At 37.5% G+C, this 18,122-nt stretch carries 19 protein-coding genes; 11 read left to right on the top strand and 8 right to left on the bottom strand.

The genetic code is table 11. The features are described from left to right. Positions 1–136: 136 nt before the first annotated feature. Positions 137–439: a hypothetical protein gene (locus tag IQ237_RS26220; protein ID WP_228019910.1), complete on the top strand. Its 303-nt coding sequence runs from the start codon at positions 137–139 to the stop codon at positions 437–439. A gap of 35 nt (positions 440–474) precedes the next feature. Next, positions 475–888: a nuclease gene (locus tag IQ237_RS08975; protein WP_309225745.1), complete on the top strand. Its 414-nt coding sequence runs from the start codon at positions 475–477 to the stop codon at positions 886–888. Between the two features lie 123 nt (positions 889–1,011). Here the strand turns inward: IQ237_RS08975 and IQ237_RS08970 are convergent, their stop codons facing one another. Together IQ237_RS08970 and IQ237_RS08965 are read right to left on the bottom strand one after the other, a co-directional pair. Then, positions 1,012–1,263, bottom strand: coding sequence for a UPF0175 family protein (locus IQ237_RS08970; RefSeq protein ID WP_194054264.1), 252 nt, complete (start codon positions 1,261–1,263; stop codon positions 1,012–1,014). A 192-nt stretch (positions 1,264–1,455) separates the two neighbouring features. Continuing rightward, complete coding sequence (locus tag IQ237_RS08965) at positions 1,456–1,737, bottom strand: DUF433 domain-containing protein (protein ID WP_194054263.1); 282 nt, start codon at positions 1,735–1,737, stop codon at positions 1,456–1,458. Positions 1,738–1,999: 262 nt separating this feature from the next. Between IQ237_RS08965 and IQ237_RS08960 the strand changes: the two genes are divergently transcribed. Next, positions 2,000–2,239: a DUF433 domain-containing protein gene (locus IQ237_RS08960; protein ID WP_096571628.1), complete on the top strand. Its 240-nt coding sequence runs from the start codon at positions 2,000–2,002 to the stop codon at positions 2,237–2,239. Then, positions 2,223–2,549, top strand: coding sequence for a DUF5615 family PIN-like protein (locus tag IQ237_RS08955; RefSeq protein ID WP_194054261.1), 327 nt, complete (start codon positions 2,223–2,225; stop codon positions 2,547–2,549). The genes IQ237_RS08960 and IQ237_RS08955 overlap by 17 nt, the downstream gene beginning before the upstream one ends. A 50-nt stretch (positions 2,550–2,599) precedes the next feature. On the opposite strand, the gene IQ237_RS08950 is transcribed toward IQ237_RS08955, so the two are convergent. The 4 genes from IQ237_RS08950 to IQ237_RS08935 form a co-directional block, all read right to left on the bottom strand. After that, positions 2,600–3,514 carry a methylenetetrahydrofolate reductase gene (locus IQ237_RS08950; RefSeq protein WP_194054260.1) on the bottom strand — a complete coding sequence of 305 codons (915 nt, stop codon included), beginning with the start codon at positions 3,512–3,514 and terminating at the stop codon, positions 2,600–2,602. Positions 3,515–3,622: 108 nt separating this feature from the next. After that, positions 3,623–4,630: a tryptophan--tRNA ligase gene (gene trpS / locus IQ237_RS08945; RefSeq protein WP_194054259.1), complete on the bottom strand. Its 1,008-nt coding sequence runs from the start codon at positions 4,628–4,630 to the stop codon at positions 3,623–3,625. 281 nt (positions 4,631–4,911) lie between these two features. Beyond that, positions 4,912–5,319 (bottom strand): type II toxin-antitoxin system HigA family antitoxin, encoded by a 408-nt coding sequence (locus tag IQ237_RS08940; RefSeq protein ID WP_194054258.1) that lies wholly within the window; start codon positions 5,317–5,319, stop codon positions 4,912–4,914. Further along, positions 5,294–5,602 carry a type II toxin-antitoxin system HigB family toxin gene (locus IQ237_RS08935; protein WP_194054256.1) on the bottom strand — a complete coding sequence of 103 codons (309 nt, stop codon included), beginning with the start codon at positions 5,600–5,602 and terminating at the stop codon, positions 5,294–5,296. The genes IQ237_RS08940 and IQ237_RS08935 overlap by 26 nt, the downstream gene beginning before the upstream one ends. Positions 5,603–5,846: 244 nt before the next feature. Between IQ237_RS08935 and IQ237_RS08930 the strand changes: the two genes are divergently transcribed. After that, the gene (locus IQ237_RS08930) at positions 5,847–7,427 is read left to right on the top strand and encodes a B12-binding domain-containing radical SAM protein (protein WP_194054254.1); all 1,581 of its coding nucleotides are present in this window, start codon (positions 5,847–5,849) and stop codon (positions 7,425–7,427) included. A 116-nt stretch (positions 7,428–7,543) separates the two neighbouring features. Next, entirely contained in the window at positions 7,544–8,008 is a 465-nt protein-coding gene (locus tag IQ237_RS08925; protein ID WP_194054252.1) for an SRPBCC family protein, read from the top strand. Between the two features lie 268 nt (positions 8,009–8,276). On the opposite strand, the gene IQ237_RS08920 is transcribed toward IQ237_RS08925, so the two are convergent. After that, complete coding sequence (locus IQ237_RS08920; RefSeq protein ID WP_194054249.1) at positions 8,277–9,554, bottom strand: CCA tRNA nucleotidyltransferase; 1,278 nt, start codon at positions 9,552–9,554, stop codon at positions 8,277–8,279. Between the two features lie 135 nt (positions 9,555–9,689). On the opposite strand from IQ237_RS08920, the gene IQ237_RS08915 reads away from it, so the two are divergent. The 5 genes from IQ237_RS08915 (at position 9,690) to IQ237_RS08895 (ending at position 16,565) form a co-directional block, all read left to right on the top strand. Beyond that, positions 9,690–9,938 carry a Ycf34 family protein gene (locus IQ237_RS08915; RefSeq protein ID WP_194054247.1) on the top strand — a complete coding sequence of 83 codons (249 nt, stop codon included), beginning with the start codon at positions 9,690–9,692 and terminating at the stop codon, positions 9,936–9,938. Between the two features lie 327 nt (positions 9,939–10,265). Beyond that, positions 10,266–14,465, top strand: a complete 4,200-nt coding sequence (locus IQ237_RS08910; RefSeq protein WP_194054245.1) for a DEAD/DEAH box helicase — start codon at positions 10,266–10,268, stop codon at positions 14,463–14,465. A gap of 137 nt (positions 14,466–14,602) precedes the next feature. Beyond that, positions 14,603–14,962 (top strand): COP23 domain-containing protein, encoded by a 360-nt coding sequence (locus tag IQ237_RS08905; RefSeq protein WP_194054243.1) that lies wholly within the window; start codon positions 14,603–14,605, stop codon positions 14,960–14,962. Positions 14,963–15,183: 221 nt separating this feature from the next. Continuing rightward, positions 15,184–15,843 carry a tRNA (adenosine(37)-N6)-threonylcarbamoyltransferase complex dimerization subunit type 1 TsaB gene (tsaB, locus tag IQ237_RS08900; RefSeq protein ID WP_194054241.1) on the top strand — a complete coding sequence of 220 codons (660 nt, stop codon included), beginning with the start codon at positions 15,184–15,186 and terminating at the stop codon, positions 15,841–15,843. A 41-nt stretch (positions 15,844–15,884) separates the two neighbouring features. Further along, entirely contained in the window at positions 15,885–16,565 is a 681-nt protein-coding gene (locus IQ237_RS08895; protein WP_194054238.1) for a Uma2 family endonuclease, read from the top strand. Positions 16,566–16,766: 201 nt separating this feature from the next. On the opposite strand, the gene IQ237_RS08890 is transcribed toward IQ237_RS08895, so the two are convergent. Beyond that, positions 16,767–18,035, bottom strand: a complete 1,269-nt coding sequence (locus tag IQ237_RS08890; protein ID WP_194054236.1) for an aspartate aminotransferase family protein — start codon at positions 18,033–18,035, stop codon at positions 16,767–16,769. Positions 18,036–18,122: the final 87 nt, after the last annotated feature.

Raw genomic sequence — 18,122 nt, 5'->3', positions numbered from 1 at the left:
AGTTTAGCAAGATAGGGGAAGTTGAGGTAGGGATGACGTACAGCATTTTGAACATAGCGATCGCAATTTTCAGTAATTCCATTTTTTGAAGCATTAAGTTAAAATTTAATTACAACCTATATTTGTGATTTTAACTATGGTAAATTCTTGCAATCAATCCTCAATATCCTTAGAATCTCTCATCAATGAAATTGAAGCAACACCCCAGGAATACTGGACAGAATTACTAGACACATTACGCCAGTTTCGTGAGAAAATTAGTTTACAAAATTCACCCATTATCAATCCAGAACAAGCCCAAAAAAATCAGGCAGCAATTGAGCTTTTAGACTCTTGGCTAAATGAAGATGAAGATGCTACTGAACATCAACAAGCCTGGGACTTTCTCAAAAATACCCTTGATGAAGATCGTTTATCTGATCGCCCTTTATTTCCATGAATCGTGTAATTTTATTGGACTCAGGTCCTCTAGGAATGGTAACAAATCCTAAAGCAAAAGGTCTTCCTCTAGCCTGTCAACAATGGTTAAAAAGACTTTTAGCACGAGGTGAACGGTTTGCAATCCCGGAAATTGCAGATTATGAAGTACGTAGAGAATTACTGCGTGCAAATTTATTAAAAAGTGTCCATCGTCTCGATAACTTAAAACAAACCCTTGAATATATTCCTATTCAAACAGAGACAATGGTATTAGCAGCAAAGCTTTGGGCAGAAGCACGACAAACTGGACAACCTACAGCCGATGCTAAAGCTTTGGACGGAGACATTATTCTCTCTGCTCAAGCTCTTCTTTTGGCTGATGAAACGACAGAAGTAATAGTTGCTACCACTAATGTTGGTCATTTGAGCCGATTTATTACGGCTTGTGATTGGCAGCTGATTAATTAACAAAACTATAGGGCGATCGCCTATCATTATCTGACTAAAATTCCATCACCCAATAATTGCAATAAATCTAGTATTCCACCTCTAGATAAAAAGATGAGAGGTGAAGCATTAATCACAGTTCTTTCAGCCACGTTCTAATTCCCTTTGTAGGTCGTCAAAATCAACATTAAAAACATCTACTTTTTCACGGGATAAAGCAAGGATAAAATCTGTTCTATCTAAACCTGCAATATTAGCTGCTTTTTCTTGAGAGATTTCACCCCGTTGATACCAGTGAATAGCTGCTGCTAGTCGCAATTCTTGAACAAATTCGTTAGGTGAAAGTCGTAAGGCTGAAAATATTTCTTCGGGTAGTTCTAAGGTAATGGTAGTCATAAAGTTTATTTGGGATAGAAGGTTATTATTAAGTTTACTTTAGCAATTTTAGGGTGTGAAGGAGGAAGGGGGAGCGATCAAACTTCTTGCCAATTGTATTTTCAAGGCACTTGTCTATTGCTAAAGCTTGTAACAAGTCGGACACTAAGACATTAACGTCTTCATCCAAATACAAACTAATAAATATTTTACTCACAAATCTCTCACCAATGGATCAATTAATTCTTCAGGAATACGGTTTTTTTCAATATATTGATTAATTTCTTCTTGGTGGTCACTATAATAAGTTAATGCTCCAAAAATTTGCCCTAAAGTTAGGTGTGGCATTCCTTTAGGAATTTCCTCTGGTGCAATGCCCATGCGCCACGTTTCAACAATTGCTCTCACAGGTGTGCGAGTTCCTCTAATTATAGGTTCTCCATTGAGAATTTCATCATCCCGCACTATATAAAGATATTCTGTTGCTTGAACCATATTTACCTCTCATATAGGTTATACTAGATTTTCTTACTCCAGTTTGATCACCAATTAATTATTACCAATTTTAGCAATATATGGGGTAGCGATCGCACCTAACTTAATAAATGCAATCGCTATTTATTCTAACTAACTTTTTCCACCCCCGCTAAATCCAAAATAGGTGCGATCGCTTTCTCCGGTGGTAAAGATCGCACCTAACCTAATAAATGCGATTGCGTTAAAATTCAATTACAACTTGATATTTCTGATTTTAAATATGATAAATTCTTTCCAGCGATCATTACTGTCTGTGGTTCATAGTGATCCCGACATTTTAGGAGGAATCCCTGTTTTTGTAGGAACTCGTGTCCCAATGAGAACCCTACTTGATTATCTTGAAGCTGGTGATTCATTAGAGGTATTTTTAGATCATTTCCCTAGTGTTAGTCGGGAACAGGCGATCGCAGCCCTTGAATTAGCAAAGGAAATGCTGACAGCTTATGCGAATCCTGCTTGATGAATGTGTCCCAAGACCTCTAAAGCGTGAACTTTCCGATTACAAGATACAGACAGTTTTTGAGATGGGATGGTCAGGAAAAAAGAACGGTGAATTGCTGCGGCTTATGAGTCAGGAAGGGTTTACAATTCTGCTTACTACTGATCAAAATTTGCGTTATCAACAAAATTTACAGCAAGCTGGAGTGGCAGTCCTCGTTCTCGTAGCACCGAGTAACAAGCTCGCTGACTTACTTCCTCTGATACCAGATGCTCGTCAGGTGTTGAATACCATTACTCCGGGAGCAGTGATTGAAGTTGGAGGTTTGTGAAAGTTGAACAGCGATCGCACTTAATCTAATAAATACGATCGCTATTTATTCTAACTAACTTTCTCCACCCCCGCTAAATCCAAAATTTGCGCGATCGCCTCTTCTTTTTTCACTGCCATTATATGCACTCCCTGACACAAACCCCGCGCCATCTGCACTTGTTCGGCTGCAATCTTCATCCCTTCCTGTAATGGATGTTTCGCTTTTGCTAACCTCTCAATAATATGGTCAGGAATATTCACACCAGGGACCATCCTATTAATAAACTGGGCATTTTTCGCAGATTTTAAAAGAAAAATTCCTGCTAAAATTGGTTTATTGTAACGAGATGCAATTTGATCCATGAACTTTTCTAATTTTTCAAAATCAGTAATTAATTGACTTTGAAAAAATTGCGCTCCCGCTTCAATCTTCTTTTCAAACCTACTTTGCAAACCTGACCAACTTTTCGACTGTGGATCAACTGCTGCACCGGCAAATAAATCTAATGCCCCATCATTCAGGGTTTTATGATTAAAATCAACCCCTTCATTCATGTTTCTAATTAACTGCAATAATCGCACAGATTCTAAATCAAAAACAGCTTTTGCATCGGGGTGATCACCTGCTTTTACAGGATCACCAGTAAGGGCTAAAATGTTACGAATACCCAAAGCATGAGCGCCCATTAAATCTGCTTGTAATCCGATTCTATTGCGATCGCGGCAAGCAAATTGACAAATTGGCTCAATTCCATGTTGCAATAAAATTGCTGAAGCTGCTAAAGGTGACATTCCCAACACCGCACGGCTACCATCGGTAATGTTAACAGCATGAACTCTCCCCTTAAGAGTCGCTGTCATTTCAATGGTGTGGGTGATGTTTCCCCCTTTGGGTGGTGCAACTTCCGCAGTAACTAAAAATTCTCCCGCTTGTACCGCTTTGCGGAAGTTGTTTAATGTACTAGTTTTATGACTATCCTGCATAATGCACATTTAATTTTGAGGTTTTTTTCAAGGTAAACTGAATTACACTTTCTAGCTTAAACAGATCCCCGACTTCTTGGAGAAGTCAAGGATCTTAGATCCTCAAAATTACAACCTTGCTGTATAACCTAATGCTGATTTTACATCTGCTAAGGTTTGATTGGCGATCGCCTCTGCTTTTTCTCTACCATCCTTTAACACTGACTCTAAATAACCTTTTTCTGCCATCACCTCCTTATATTTATCTTGAATCGGTTTTAAAGCATTTATCGCTGTTTCCGTCAACAAGGGTTTAAATTGACCCCAACCCATATCCGCACATTCAGCAGCTACCGCTTCCTTAGTTTTCCCAGACAGCAGCATATACAAAGTTAACAGGTTATTACATTCCGGTCGTTCTGGATCATCAAAAGTTAAACCGCGAACTGGATCAGTTTTACAACGTTTAATCTTATTAGAAATTTGATCTGGTGGATCTAAAACATTGATTCTGCTTAACTCCGAAGGATCAGACTTTGACATTTTCTTAGTTCCATCGGTTAAACTCATCACCCTTGCACCTTCTTTTCTAATCAAAGGATCAGGTAACTTTAATACAGGTTTATCCTTAGCAAATTGATGATTAAACCTGTTAACAATATCCCGTGCTAGTTCTAAATGTTGCTTTTGATCCTCACCCACCGGCACTTTATCCGCTTGATAAAGTAAAATATCCGCAGCCATTAAAACGGGATAAGTCAACAAACCTGCACCGACATTTTCCCCTTGTTTCAAGGCTTTTTCCTTAAATTGAATCATATCTTGCAACCAATTTAAGGGAGTAATGCAATTTAACAACCAACAAAGCTCACTGTGGGCAGAAACGTGAGACTGTACAAAAATGTTAGAATGTTGTAAATCAATGCCACAGGCTAAATATAAAGCAGCGATGGTGTAAGTATCAGCCGCTAAGGTGGCGGGGTTATGTGGTACTGTGATGGCGTGTAAATCTACCACACAAAAGAAATTTTCATACTGGTCTTGAATTTCTACCCAGTTGCGAATAGCACCCAAGTAATTACCCAAGTGTAAATTACCAGTTGGTTGAACTCCCGACAAAACGCGCTGCTTACCCATAATTTTATTTACTTCGTTATCTCCTATCACCGCTTTCTTAGGTGGCGGTTACAAAACCTATTTTAGTAGTGATTAGTCATTAGTTATTAGTTATTGGTAAAATTTCCATCTTATATTTTTCTGTTTCAGTAAAGATTACTTTTGGTTGAAACTGATACCATTTTGTTATGAAGCTACGCTTAATTTTCTTACCTGTATTTTACTCCTCTGCGTCCTCTGCGCCTCTGCGGTTAATTTCCTGAGCAATTTTGCATATCTTTATACAGAATTGGTATGAGCAATTATTCAACGAAATAAGTAGGATCTATTTGAAAAAACACTGCTAAATCTTGAATTTCCTTTTCTGTTAATTGCCGTTTACCATTGAGAACATCTAAAACTATTGACTCACTTTCTAAAATAGAAACTAAATCTTTTGGTTGTAGCTCTGATTCTTCTAGCAACGCTTGAAGTAATGCAACACCTTTGAGAATAGGCATTTTTTCATGTTGCTGTTCATAATCATAAACCAGAGTACCAAGAACCCTCAGATAATCCCGATCATCTTGAGTAATGTTTCCTTTATCCAAAATAGCATTTATTTGATTTTGGGTAGCAATTAATTCTTGTTCATTAGTAATTGGTCTTGGGGGAAATGTAGTAATTAATTGTATATAGTAGTTACTAGGAGTTTTTAAACCAATCGTCATTTTTCCAATTCTCCTTATCATATTCAGCGTGAGTGAGTACAGCGCGTATAAATAATATTTGAGATTCGTAATCTATATAGGTTATAAGTCGATAATGATTACCTTTGATATTAAAAACAGTAAAGTTACCAACTAAGTCTGCTGATGGAAAAATTTTTCTCAGATCATTAAAAGTTGACAATTGAGAATCTAATATACGCTGATACCATAGTAACAGCCCTGATTGTGATTGGGAATGTTTTCCCCAAAATTCTCTAAGTATTTTTTTGCTAATCACACGCATTGAGATTACAGAAAGATATTATAGCTGTTTTTAGGTAAATTTACCACATATTTGTCTTCATGATCTAGAAGCAGATAATTTTTTTACTGAACTGTATTTTCTCCATAACGCATCCATTTCTTCTATTAATGACGAAGCTTAATAAATCTGTACCTCCAGATGGATAAAAACTAACTTCCTCAGCTTTTATATTTCAAGACTAAATGGGTATTTAGACATAAAGCAAATCTGGGGGATATGCTTGATGAAAGCTTTATTAATATGGCCGATCATGCCTAATTCTTTTTGGTCTTATCAAGAAACTCTTGATTTGGCTAATTTACGTGCTACAAATCCCCCCTTGGGTTTAATTACTGTAGCAGCAATGCTACCAAATGACTGGGAAATGAGATTAGTGGATCGCAATGTTCGTTTAGAAACTGATGCAGATTGGCAATGGTGCGATCTGGTTATTATCTCAGCAATGATTATCCAAAAACAAGATTTTGGTGAATTAATTAAAAAAGCTAAAACATTAGGTAAAAAAGTTGCAGTCGGTGGACCATTTGCCACATCTGTACCAGAATTTGCCCTAGAAGCAGGAGCAGATTATTTAATTTTGGATGAAGGGGAAATCACTATTCCCATGTTTTTAGTAGCTTTAGAAAAGAGAGAAGAAAAGGGTATTTTTCGCGCTACAGAAAAGCCAGATGTTACCCAAACTCCTATCCCAAGATTTGATTTATTAGATTTAGACGCTTATATAGCAATGACGGTACAGTTTTCTCGCGGTTGTCCCTTTCAATGTGAATTTTGTGATATTATCACCCTTTTTGGACGTAAACCCCGCACGAAAACACCAGAACAAATTTTGGCAGAATTAGAAGTATTATATCAGATGGGTTGGTGGCGTTATGTGTTTATTGTTGATGATAACTTTATCGGTAATAAACGTAATGCCAAAGTATTTTTAAGGGCATTAATTCCCTGGATGGAAGAACGTAATTATCCCTTTGCTTTATTAACAGAAGCTTCTTTGAATTTAGCCGAAGATGATGAATTATTAGAATTGATGGTTAAAGCTGGTTTTGTCCAGGTATTTATGGGGATAGAAACCCCTGATATAGAAAGTTTAGCGGGAGTAAATAAAGAGCAAAATACTCGAACTTCATTAGTTGAATCCTGTCACAAAATTACCAAGGCCGGATTACAAATTATGTCTGGTTTTATTTTAGGATTTGATGGTGAAAAAACGGGTGCTGGTAAACGGATTCAAGAGTTTGTGGAAGAAACGAGTATTCCCCAAGCCCATCTCAGTTTATTGCAAGCATTACCAAATACAGCAATGTGGACTCGTCTGCAAAAAGAAGGACGTTTAATGGATGGTTTAGGTAAATATTTTACTTCTCAGAAAGCTATGATGAATTTTGTTCCTACCCGTCCGATGTCGGAAATTGTTAACGAGTTTATTGATACTTTTTGGAATCTTTATGAACCATTACCATATCTAAAACGGACTTTTCGCCATTTTATGATGATGGAAGGTTGGCGGGCTAAATATCAACGTACTTTAACAAAAGCAGAGTGGGATTTTCTCAAGGCTATTTGTTGGAGACAGGGAATATTACGTTCTACAAGATTTCATTTTTGGTGGCAATTGATAGTCATGGCATGGCGTAAACCAAATTTATTATATGATTATTTAATTGTTTTAGGTGTGGGTGAACATTTCTTTAAGTTCCGTTATGAGGTAAAAGCTGAACTAGCGGCAGAATTAGCATTATTACAGCAGCAAGAATTGGAGAATAAAGAAACCGCAAGTTTGCAATTAGAAGCTGTGAGTTAAGAAACTGTGAATTAATTTTAACAAAGCCGAGTATTTGAGCCTGAGATATTTCACAAATAAGATAGAATTGCTATAGTAGCTTATGATAAACATAGCAATAGCCTTATTAATAAAAAATGTCCCAGGTTTTAGAACAATCAATTAAAATTAACGCCCCTGCTACATTAGTAGAACAATGTTTAACAGATTTAACTTTAATGCACCGTTGGTTAAACCCTGTTCTCCGTTGTGAACCTGTGGGAGAAGTGTGGAGTACAGAACTAGGTAGTCGTAGTCGGTTTATGATTCAAATTCCGGTGATTAAACCTACTTTAAATACTGTGGTGATTGAAAGACAACCGGGTTTGATAGTTTGGGGTTTTAAAGGGTTTTTTCAAGGTAGCGATCGCTGGGAATGTCAACCACTCCCTCAAGGTACATTATTAATTAACCGCTTTGAGTTTAAAATTCCTAACCCTGTTGTCAGTTGGGGTTTTAATACTTTTGCTGCATCTTGGACAAAAGCAGATATGGAAGCACAACTCAAGAGATTTAAACGAGTTGCGGAAGAACTTGTACGCTCTCCTAAATATGCAAAATAGGAGTCAGGAGTCATTGATTTTGGATTTTGGATTTTGGATTGTTTTTGTCAAATCCAATCTAAGAGGATGTTTGAAAAGTCGCTGATGGTGTATCAAATATTTATAGATCCCCCTAAATCCCCCTTGGAAATGGGGACTTTGACTCTAGTTCCCCCCTTTTTAAGGGGGGTTAGGGGGGATCAGGGGGGTGCTTAAAATCACGATCCAAAACTTTTCAAACACCCTCTAAAATCTAAAATCTAAAATCTAAAATCTAAAATTTAAAAAGTCACCAGTCACCAGTCACCTGTTTAGCAAATTCTAACGCTTCCTGGGCTGTATTAATTTTACCCTCAGCTTGAGCGATCGCAATTTCACTCAAGATTTTACCCACAAGTGGCGACGCAGGAATATTTAGTGCTAAGATTACCTCTTTACCACTCACTAACGGTGAGGGGTGAGCTACCAAATCATCAGGGTTGAAGTAACAGTTGATTAAAGGTACATAAACGCATAGCGGATTATCGCCAGACATCGCCCCTACTACAAGATCATCTGCTAAGGCTAAGACAGTTGTAGCACTAAAAACAACTCCCACGTCCTGAAACAAAAAATACTGTTCTCGTAAGGACATATAACTAGCTTTTTTGAATTGCGGGAACAGTCGCAGGGACGTAGTTACACCCCGAATTTCCGCACGGCTATAGGTTAATTCCTGTAATTCGATTTCTGCTATTTCTGGGTTAGGGTGAAGTAAACACGCGAGTTTAGCAATAGCTAACCAAGTGGTTTTGATAGTATCACGGACAGGTTTTTGTAGTTCTTCCCCTAACTGTGGATATGTTTCTCTTATCAAGTTGTATGCCTGATCAACTGCGGCTAATTTCTCCAAGCTTTCACGGGTAGCATTTGTAAAAAAACTAGCTAATAAATTATCTTCCCAAGCACTTTTTAACCAAGGCGTACCTTGATAACTGTCTAAAAGATAACTAATTTCTACCCGTACTCTTTCGGATGCAACTTTATTAATATCTGCTGCTAAGGTGCGAATAGTGGCTTGGGTAGTTGGTTCTATTGTAAAACCCAGTTGGGCAGCTTGACGATAGGCACGCATTAACCGCAAAGGATCATCTTGCAGATTTTGAGGTGATATCATCCGTAATAGACAGGCTTCTATGTCTGCATAACCTTGAAGGGGGTCGATAATTTCCTGGGTGTGGGGATTATAGGCGATCGCATTGATGGTAAAATCCCTTCTATGTAAATCAGTTAGTAAACTATCCCCTTCCTGTTGGGCAAAATCAGCAGTAGCATGGGGAAAAACCACACGGGCAATATTTCTTTCAGCATCCAGTAACACAAAACCAGCATGATAATGTTTGGCGATCGCCCTTGCAACTTTCACCGCATCATCTGGGATCATAAAATCTAAATCTAAATATTCTCGACTTCTACCCAAAATCGCATCCCGCACCGCACCACCCACCATGTAAGCTGGTTGTGGCAACCATTCCAAACTAAAAGGCCAATTTTGGGCATCTAGAATATCAACAATTGAATTATTCATCTACTGATTTACCAAAAATTCTGACTCCTGACTCCTCAATTCTTACTATTGTAATAAAAATCAACCCACCAACTAATGCTGAATATTTTGCCCTAAGCTACATTAACTATAAAGGTTCTAGGAGTTGGTTCTATTATGTGTATTTGCGTGAACTGCCACTATGTAGACCGTTGCATAACCTATAATGCTGTAGAAACACAACATCAACAACCCCACTTAACAGAAACCCCTGATTTTGACCCCAATGAACCCTCGATTAATGTTAATATTCGCACAAAAGATGACATTATTGAAATGGAATGGGATGTTGTTGGTTGTCTCAGCTTTAAGAAAGAAATGGGTAAATGGTCTAAATTGCGTCCTGGTGAATTAGTACCCACTTGAATTTTAGATTTTGGATTTTGGATTTTAGATTTTGTTTGATTTCAATTTGTAGAGATGTTTTCTAAAATGTCTCTACTCACATCTTGCACCTGAAAATTTGAATGTCAAAACCACAACTACTTTTATGTGATACTTTTGGCTTGTATGTTATATTTATAACCTTTTATTCCTGGATACTTAGCATTGATACACTGTGATTTTTTTGTAATTTGTATCTGCTATCTCTGGGTTTACTAAGTAGTTGCAAGATATGAGATAATCTAAAAGTTAATAGTTCCCTGGTACATCTACACCTGATACCCAAAAATGGTGTCAATTATTAATACCATGTCTAATTTTTACATTGATAACACTCAACTACAAACCCAACTCACTAAAAAATACTTCGATTTATCCCCATCTATCCAAAAGATTATCCAGTTATTTTCGGTAATCTATGCACCAGTAGATAAAAATTCATTTATCAATTGTCTCAGTGAAACTGCTGCATTAGATGAAAACAATAAACCTTGGACTACTAAAACTCTTAGTACCCAAATTGATAAATTAATAAAAGAAGGTTTATTAATTAAGGAAGATAAATCTGCTCCTGAATGTCATCCCTTACTCACAGAAATTGCTACTCGTCATGCTATAAAAACAGAAAAATTTGAACTTTTAGTTAAAGCCGTAAATGAGAAATTACCTATTAGCGGTTACGGAAGTGTTCGGATTTTTCGTAACCTAAATCAATGTATAAGAGAAATCCGTATTGGTCTTTATCGCCAAGACCTAAATTTTATTAATAAGCAAATTGAAAATTATCATAATTACGGTCATGTCCAAGAAAAAATAGTCATAGAAAATATTTTTGAGCAGATATGCAATAATCCATTTGACGAACATTGGTTTAGCACTCTACCACAAGAATTATTTATCCTTTGTATATCTAGTATTTTCCAAATTTCACTCTTAAAATTATCTGATTCTGAAGATGCGTTAATGCTATTGGCAGATAAATGTGATGAACCTGAAAAATATATCTCAGATTATTTGCATTTGATGTTGGCAGAACAGTATTTCCTGCGTGGTGATACCGAAGATGCACAGGATAGTTTGAAAGAGATATCAGAAGAATTTGCAAATAATGGCGCTATTGGTTGGGGTTGGTTGAGTTTTTTACAGGGTGAGAACGAGAAAGCTATTAAATATTATACAGATGCCCTAAAATCCTTGAAAAAAGCCACAGGTAAACGCCAAATATATTTTAATACAATTGCTGGCTTATTCTTTATTTTAGCACTGTTGAAAGATGGTTCATCGGAACTCCTCAAAGAAGCAGAAGATTACACCAATATCATGATTCGGCAATCAGATCATTTTCTTAATTCCATTTATATGAGACTGAAAATGATTCTGCAAGTTCAGCAAGGAGATATTACTCAAAAAGAATTAATAGTTAATGCTCATATTCCCCTTATGGAAGAAGAAAATAGTTTAGAAACATTTTTTCTTTCACTATGTCTTTACTGGATGGATATGGACAGTGCAAAAAGAAGATTACCAGATTTATTAGAACCATTGTACAGGCGATCGCTTGCATCCGGTCATCACTGGTTAGCAATGGAAACAGCAGAACTCCTATCCCGACTCAAACCCAGCAGCAACTACCAACAACAAGCACAAGCAATACGAGAAGACAACCAAGTTGAAACCATCATAGATATAATCGAACCCCAAGAATCTTGGGAAATGTGTCTCAATGCCCTAGCAAACCTGCAAAAAGAAGCCCAAACCCCCACAAAACCCCAATCAGAACTGCGTTTAGCATGGTTCATTACCTTCTATCCTAGCCAATGTAGTCTGCAACCCAAAGAACAAAAAATTAGTGTCAAAGGACAATGGAGTAAAGGTCGTCCCATTGCCCTCAAAAATCTGAGTAATAATTTAAGTGAGTATGATTATCTTACTCATCAAGATATTCGGGCTTGTAATTGTATTGAAACTTATGGGGAAGGCTATTATGGCAAAGTTAACTATCGCTTCAACGAAAAAACCATCCTCGCATTAATTGGACATCCCTTAGTTTTTTGGGAAGATAACCCTAATATCCGCGTAGAAATAGTCAAAGGAGAACCAGAATTACTCGTTAAAAAAGAAAAACAAGGTCGTCTCACCTTAGAATTTTCACCCAAATTAACATCACAAAATATTATCAATATCAAAGAAACTCCCACCCGCATCAAAATCATTGAAATTACACCTGAACATAGACGTATAGGCGAAATTCTGGGTAAGGAAAATAAACTAAACGTCCCCATCATTGCTGAGAAAAAAGTTTTAGCAGCCATTAACGCCGTTTCCAGTATTGTCACCGTTCATTCTGACATTGGTGGAGGAGTAGAAGGTGCAGAAGAAGTACCCGCCCAAACCTTACCTCACATTCATCTTTTACCTGCCAATGCAGGTTTGAAAGTTACCCTATTATCACGTCCCTTTGCCCAAGGTGGACCTTATTTCCGTCCCGGTGCAGGTGGAGAAACAGTCATTGCTGAAATTGAAGGTAAACGTCTACAAACTAGAAGAAACTTATTAGAAGAAAAGCAACTTGCCCAAACTGCCATTCAAGCTTGTCCCACCCTCAGCACAGAAGAAGAAGATAATGAATGGTTAATAGAAAATCCAGAGGACTGTTTAGAACTACTTTTAGAACTGCAAGCACTAGAAAACAGCGTAGTTATCGAATGGCCAGAAGGGGAAAAACTGCGGGTTAGTCATAATGCAGACTTGAAAGATTTTAACTTATCAATTCAACGTCAACAAGATTGGTTTGCTGCTACTGGTGAATTGAAATTAAGTGAAGATTTAGTTTTGGATATGCAGCAACTATTGGCACTCTTAGAAAAAACTCCTAGCAGGTTTATTCCCCTTGGTGATGGTCAATTTTTAGCTTTAACCCAAGCCTTTCGTAAACGTTTGGATGAGTTGCGGATGTTTTCCGAAAAACATGGTAAAGGAATGCGTTTTCACCCCTTAGCAACACTGGGTTTAGAAGATTTTGTAGATGAAGTAGGGAAACTCAAAGCAGATAAACATTGGAAAGAACATATCAAGAAACTCAAGGAAGTGCAAGACCTGAAACCAGAACTTCCATCTACCTTTCAAGCCGAATTACGAGATTATCAAATGGAAGGTTTTTGTTGGTTAGCACGTTTAGCACATTGGGGTGTAGGTGCTTGTTTAGCTGACCAAATGGGACTGGGTAAAACCGTTCAAGCATTAGCTGTTATCCTCAGAAATGCCCATCAGGGACCGACTCTGATTATTGCCCCAACTTCCGTTTGTATGAATTGGGTGAGTGAAGCAGAGAAATTTGCCCCAACTTTGAATATTATTCAATTTACAGGTTCTAACCGCCAAAAATTACTGGATGGTTTACAACCTTTAGATATGTTGGTTTGTAGTTATGGTTTATTGCAACAGGATGAAGTAGCACAAATGCTGTCTGGGGTGCAGTGGCAAACTATTGTTTTAGATGAAGCCCAAGCTATTAAAAATATGTCTACTAAACGTTCCCAGGCGGCTATGAATTTGCAAGCTAATTTTAAATTATTGACTACTGGGACTCCCATTGAAAATCATCTGGGTGAGTTGTGGAATTTGTTCCGATTTATTAATCCTGGTTTATTGGGTTCTTTTGAAAGTTTTAATCAACGTTTTGCAAATCCTATTGAGAGATATCAAGACAAACAAGCACGAAATAAACTCAAAAAACTAATTCAACCATTTCTGTTAAGACGTACAAAAAATCAAGTTTTGGAAGAGTTGCCTTCTCGCACGGAAATTTTGCTTCATGTGGAGTTGAGTAAAGAAGAAAAGGCATTTTATGAAGCTTTGCGTCGTCAAGCCATATCTAAATTGAGTGAAAGTGATGCGGATGCAGGACAAAAACATTTGCAAGTTTTAGCAGAGATTATGAGGTTGCGTCGCGCTTGCTGTAATCCTAGTTTGGTGATGCCTGATACTGATTTATCTAGTTCTAAGTTGCAACTTTTTGGTGAGGTGTTGGGTGAACTGTTGGAAAATCGCCATAAGGCTTTGGTGTTTAGTCAGTTTGTAGACCATTTGCATATTATCCGCGATTATTTGGATAGTCAAAGTATTAAATATCAGTATTTAGATGGTAGTACCCCAATGAATGAACGGAAAAAAAGTGTGGATGCGTTTCAAGCTGGGGAGGGGGATGTGTTTCTGATTAGTTTGAAGGCTGGGGGTACAGGACTGAATCTAACTGCGGCTGATTATGTGATTCATACAGACCCTTGGTGGAATCCGGCGGTTGAGGATCAAGCTTCTGACCGCGCCCACCGTATTGGACAACAACGCCCGGTGACGATTTATAGGTTGGTAGCAAAGGACACTATTGAGGATAAGATTGTGGAGTTGCATCACCATAAGCGGGATTTGGCGGATAGTTTGCTAGAGGGTGCTGATATGAGTGGTAAGATGTCAACGGAGGCTTTGTTGCAATTGATTCATGAAGGTTAAAGGTTTCAGGATTTGGTGTTTGGCTATTTATTTCCTTGCAACCAGGTGTAGCTTTTTTGTAAAAGGGAATCAATAGTTAAATCCCAAACAGCAACAGTATCACCGTTATTAGTAATCAGCTGTTTACTATCAAGTTAATGAACAAGCTAGTCCTGCTGTTGTTTTCTATTGTTTTCAGCATTATTTCCTTAACAAACTTGTGTTTATTTAACATTAAACCTGTGACAGCAGCACCAGAATTTAAATTTTATTGCGGTCAAAATAATCAAGGTATTCCTACGAATTTTGCCAAAACCTTAGATCGAGATATAGTCATAATTATTTGGAATAAATGGTTGGGTAACTATTCACCTGAAGCAAGATGTAAAATAGTTTCGGCTAATTTCCAAAAAGCCAATGAAAAGGGCAGTATAGACTTAATTCATAATGGTTGGTATCAAGGAAAAAGAGTGATTTGTACGTTTATTTTTAGATTTTCTCATGCAAGATGCTATTAAAAATCCTGAGAAATTGGTGATGTACACCCAGGAAATGAGCGCTTACCCCACCATTGAATAGTGCTTGCTTTGAGAGGTTGAGTGGACAAGACAAAACTTTTTTCCAAATTACCGTTGTCACGTTTGAGGTAATACCAAACCACAGAGGACACAGAGAAATGATGTTTTTATTTGATATTATATTATAATTTACTTTGTTTATTTATTTTCAATCAACTACCTTGAACAATAATCTAGAAACTCTACCGTTAAAAAAATACGCTTTAGCACTACACACTACTACACCGGAATTAGGTTTAGTAATTAGTAATTTTGCAGATGATACCCGCAGCAATGTTTGGAATTTAGGACGTGATGTATCCAGTCATATCCATCAATATTTAATCGATTTAATTAAACCCCAAAAATGGCAAGATCTACAATTTATTGCTGTGGCTAAAGGTCCGGGAGGTTTTACAGGTACTCGCATCGGTGTGGTGACTGCTCGTACTTTGGGACAACAGTTAGAAATTCCCGTGTTTGCAGTTTCTACTTTAGCTGCATTTGCCTGGTATGAAAAAAGTAAAAATTCAGAAATTCAACCAATTTTAGCTATTGAAATGCCCGCCCAAAGAGGTCAAGTTTTTGGTGCAATTTATCAAATTAATGCTGATAATTCTGGTATTACTGCTTTATTATCAGATACTGTTTTTACACCAGAAAAATGGCAGGAAACTTTAAATAATTGGCAAACAGAATATCAATTAATTAAAGCCACATCTGGTTTAGCGGCAACCGTCACCAGTATTTTAGAATTAGCTTATTTAGATTGGCAACAAGGTAAACATCCTCATTGGTATGAGGCTTTACCATATTATGGTCAACATCCTGTAGATATTTAATATTAGAATTAATTAATGGTTGAATTAGTGGGTTAAAAATTATGACGCTGACTCAAGATACTATCAAACCTGTGCAATTAATTCCACCTTTGGAAAATGGTGATAGACTTACTCGTTCTGAATTTGAACGTCGTTATCATACCATGCCAGATGTGAAAAAAGCAGATTTAATTGAAGGAATTGTTTATATGGCCTCACCTGTAAGAATTAGAAGTCATGGAAAACCCCATGCTTATATAATGGGTTGGTTAGCAACTTATGATTCAGCTACACCAGGTGTAGAACTAGCGGATAATACTACTGTGCGTCTAGATGCAGATAACGAACCTCAACCAGATGCACTATTAAGAATTGAAAATGGGGGACAGTCGCGGATAAGTGAAGATGATTATGTAGAAGGTGCGCCAGAATTGATTGTAGAAATTGCGGCTAGTAGTGCAGCTATTGATGCCCATGATAAACTTAAAGTATATCGGCGAAATCAGGTACAAGAATATTTAATTTGGCGAGTTTATGACGGTGAGTTTGATTGGTTTATTTTAAAAGATGGAGAATATCGACAGTTGGAAGCTAATGCTGAGGGTGTTTTTTGTTCTCAGGTTTTTCCTGGTTTATGGTTAGATAAATCTGCTTTGTTAGCTGGGAATTTAGCGAAAGTATTAGAAATTTTACAGCAAGGTTTAGCAAGTGCAGAACATCAAAGTTTTGTGGAACAATTATAGCATTTACCAAGTTAGCGAGGTACAGAGTTTTTTATCTTAGGGAATTAGGAATTGGTAACAGTAAATAGGGCTTGCTGAATAAATGTAAAACTTAGATAGGGGATAAGGTTTAAAACCTCTCTTTTAAAGCAATAAAAAATCTAGAAAAAATTCGTAATTAATAATTCCTAAATTTACGAATTACGAATTACGAATTACGAATTATGCTGTAACTTTAGCTAATGCCTTTTCTACTGTGTGTAATGCTTGATTGATGTCTGTATCTGTGACAATTAAAGGAGGTACAAACCGCACGACTTTAGGACTTGCTGGTACTAATAATAAACCTTCATCCATAGCCGCTTTCACAACATCAGCAGCAATTAAAGAACTATCTTCTTTGATTTCCATCCCATTGATTAAACCCCAACCCCGCACTTCGGAAATATGATGAGGATATTTACGCGCAATCATTTTTAATCCTTCCCGTAAATGTGCGCCTTGTTCTTGCACGTTCTCTAAAATGTTCTCTGTTTCCAAAGTTTGGCACACACTCAAAGCTACACCACAAGCAAAAGGATTGCCACCAAATGTACTAGCGTGTTCTCCTGGTTCAAAAATATCACAGAATTTCTTGCTCATCATTGCACCGATGGGGATACCGCCACCTAGTCCTTTAGCACTGGTGAAAATATCTGGTTCTACTCCCAGATGTTCATAACCCCATAATTTACCACTGCGTCCCATCCCTACTTGCACTTCATCGAAAATCAATAAAATGCCGGTTTCATCACAAATTTCCCGTAATCGTTGGAAATACTTCTTATCTCCAGGACGGACTCCCCCTTCTCCCTGTAAAGGTTCAATTAAAATTGCACCGACGCGATAATTTCCTTCATCCAACTCAGTAACAGCCGCTTCCACTTCTTTAATATCGTTATATTTAACATAGTGGAAACCAGGGACTAAAGGATCAAAGTTTTTTTGATACTTTGGTTGTCCGGTAGCGGTGACAGTGGCTAAAGTCCTGCCGTGAAAACTGGCATGGGCGGTTAAAATGATGGGGTGGGCAATTTCTAAAACCTTGTGAGCGTATTTTCTCGCTAGTTTAATTGCTGCTTCGTTGGCTTCAGCGCCTGAGTTGCAGAAAAACACCCGATCTGCACAGGAATGATCTACAATCCATTGGGCTAATTCCCCTTGTTCGGGAATATAGTACAAATTCGAGACATGATGCAGTTTTTGAATTTGGCGTGTGACTGCCTCTACCATGACTGGGTGGGCGTGTCCCAAAGTACAAGTAGCTATTCCCGCCACAAAATCGAGATATTCCCTGCCTTGGGTATCCCAAACGCGACAGCCAGCACCTCGTTCTAAAGCTATGGGAAAGCGTTCGTAGGTAGACATCACCACTTGATTAAAACTATCTGCACTAAAGGCAGTCATATTTGAGGGATGTATCGGCTGTTCAACTAAACTTTGGATACTCACTACCGCACCTCCTGAAATTTTTAATTCTATAATCTATTTAGCAGGTTTTTATAAATATTTCAAAATATACTATAGTATAAAGTAGAA

Source organism: Sphaerospermopsis sp. LEGE 08334 (genome assembly GCF_015207205.1).
Classification (GTDB): Bacteria; Cyanobacteriota; Cyanobacteriia; order Cyanobacteriales; family Nostocaceae; genus Sphaerospermopsis.
Note: the sequence above shows the minus strand (reverse complement) of the source record. Positions and strands in the feature narration are given on the sequence as shown.

Coding starts and splice junctions, on each gene's coding strand:
- IQ237_RS26220 (WP_228019910.1), top strand. CDS start 137: ATGGTAAATTCTTGCAATCAATCCTCAATATCCTTAGAATCTCTCATC.
- IQ237_RS08975 (WP_309225745.1), top strand. CDS start 475: ATGGTAACAAATCCTAAAGCAAAAGGTCTTCCTCTAGCCTGTCAACAA.
- IQ237_RS08970 (WP_194054264.1), bottom strand. CDS start 1,263: ATGACTACCATTACCTTAGAACTACCCGAAGAAATATTTTCAGCCTTA.
- IQ237_RS08965 (WP_194054263.1), bottom strand. CDS start 1,737: ATGGTTCAAGCAACAGAATATCTTTATATAGTGCGGGATGATGAAATT.
- IQ237_RS08960 (WP_096571628.1), top strand. CDS start 2,000: ATGATAAATTCTTTCCAGCGATCATTACTGTCTGTGGTTCATAGTGAT.
- IQ237_RS08955 (WP_194054261.1), top strand. CDS start 2,223: ATGCGAATCCTGCTTGATGAATGTGTCCCAAGACCTCTAAAGCGTGAA.
- IQ237_RS08950 (WP_194054260.1), bottom strand. CDS start 3,514: ATGCAGGATAGTCATAAAACTAGTACATTAAACAACTTCCGCAAAGCG.
- trpS (WP_194054259.1), bottom strand. CDS start 4,630: ATGGGTAAGCAGCGCGTTTTGTCGGGAGTTCAACCAACTGGTAATTTA.
- IQ237_RS08940 (WP_194054258.1), bottom strand. CDS start 5,319: ATGACGATTGGTTTAAAAACTCCTAGTAACTACTATATACAATTAATT.
- IQ237_RS08935 (WP_194054256.1), bottom strand. CDS start 5,602: ATGCGTGTGATTAGCAAAAAAATACTTAGAGAATTTTGGGGAAAACAT.
- IQ237_RS08930 (WP_194054254.1), top strand. CDS start 5,847: ATGAAAGCTTTATTAATATGGCCGATCATGCCTAATTCTTTTTGGTCT.
- IQ237_RS08925 (WP_194054252.1), top strand. CDS start 7,544: ATGTCCCAGGTTTTAGAACAATCAATTAAAATTAACGCCCCTGCTACA.
- IQ237_RS08920 (WP_194054249.1), bottom strand. CDS start 9,554: ATGAATAATTCAATTGTTGATATTCTAGATGCCCAAAATTGGCCTTTT.
- IQ237_RS08915 (WP_194054247.1), top strand. CDS start 9,690: ATGTGTATTTGCGTGAACTGCCACTATGTAGACCGTTGCATAACCTAT.
- IQ237_RS08910 (WP_194054245.1), top strand. CDS start 10,266: ATGTCTAATTTTTACATTGATAACACTCAACTACAAACCCAACTCACT.
- IQ237_RS08905 (WP_194054243.1), top strand. CDS start 14,603: ATGAACAAGCTAGTCCTGCTGTTGTTTTCTATTGTTTTCAGCATTATT.
- IQ237_RS08895 (WP_194054238.1), top strand. CDS start 15,885: ATGACGCTGACTCAAGATACTATCAAACCTGTGCAATTAATTCCACCT.